This window comes from Bacillus sp. CBEL-1, from assembly GCF_004348885.1.
Taxonomy (GTDB): Bacteria; Bacillota; Bacilli; order Bacillales; family Bacillaceae_H; genus Priestia; species Priestia aryabhattai_A.
The window spans coordinates 1-1,177 of record NZ_SBIM01000018.1 but is presented as its reverse complement, the minus strand read 5'-3'; the positions used below and the strand labels follow the sequence as shown (position 1 = coordinate 1,177).

At 41.2% G+C, this 1,177-nt stretch carries 1 protein-coding gene; it reads right to left on the bottom strand.

Features of this window, described 5'->3' with window-relative positions; all coding sequences use genetic code 11:
• Positions 1–41: 41 nt before the first annotated feature.
• A protein-coding gene (locus EPL02_RS19985) for an IS3 family transposase (protein ID WP_131888567.1) occupies positions 42–1,177 on the bottom strand; the annotation gives its coding sequence in 2 pieces (ribosomal slippage) (positions 42–919 and positions 919–1,177; 1,137 coding nt annotated over the 2 pieces). This gene is flagged as partial in the annotation.

Sequence of the window (1,177 nt, the reverse complement as noted above, 5' to 3'; positions counted from 1 at the left end):
GGGACTGACCCCTGTTTTTGAGACAGGAATCAAAACACCTTTTAAACAACCAGTTTTCTGTATTGTACAGGAGACTGGTTGTTTAATTTTGTTTGAATACGGGCATGGTTATAATACGTAATATAGCTTTTGACGGTTTGCTCTACGATGGTAGTCGTAGTGTATGTCAACTCGTCAAGGTAGAACGTTTCAGACTTTAGTGAGGAATGAAACGATTCAATTGAGGCATTATCTGCGGGCGTCCCTTTTCGGGACATACTCATGATAATGCCTTTCTCTTTAATTGTTTGTTGATAAGCATACGATGTGTACACAGAGCCTTGATCACTATGCAACGTGCACCCTTCCGGTAGAGAAGGGAGTTGGTTAAGCGTGTCTAAAACAAACGCGACATTTTGACAATTACCTATGGAATACGCAATAATCTCTCCGTTAAATAAATCTTGAATACTTGAAAGATACAATGGTTTCGGCCCAAAAGGCAAGTACGTAATATCGGTCACGAGCTTTTGAAGAGGGCGTTCAGCTTGAAAGTCACGATTTAATACATTCTCTGCAACCTGATAAGGTTGCCCTGTTCGCTGCCGTTTCTTCCGTTTAACACGACATTGCCAACCGTATTTCTGCATGGTACGCTGCACAAACTTGTGGTTAATCTTCATGGTTCGCTTGAGTACAGCTGTGATTTTTCGATAGCCATATCGAAACTTGTGTGCACGACATTGTTCACCCACTTGCTGTTCCATCCATTTCTTTCGTGTATCCTGTTGACTATGCTGCTTCCAACGGTAGTAAGTGGATCGGGGAATACCAAGATGGAAACAGATTTGATAAATAGGGATTTGTTCTTTTAACTCTTCCACTAGGTTCACTGCGATTTCTGGTACCACTTCCTTTCCAATTCCTTGTACTTTTTTAAAATCTCGATTTGTTGCTTTAACTGTCGGTTCTCAGCCTCTAACTTCGCTGTCTCGCTTTCAAAATCAGGACCTTTTCCATAGGCATATTGCTTGCCTACTGGCTGTTCCAACCGGTGTACATCCCCAGTTTGATACCACTTCATCCACGTTTTTAATTGGGTAGGATTTCGAATGTTTAGTTGTGATAAGACTTCTTTTACAGGTACACCGGCTAATCTCATTTCAATTGCCTTTAACTTTAGTTCGACTGGATAACT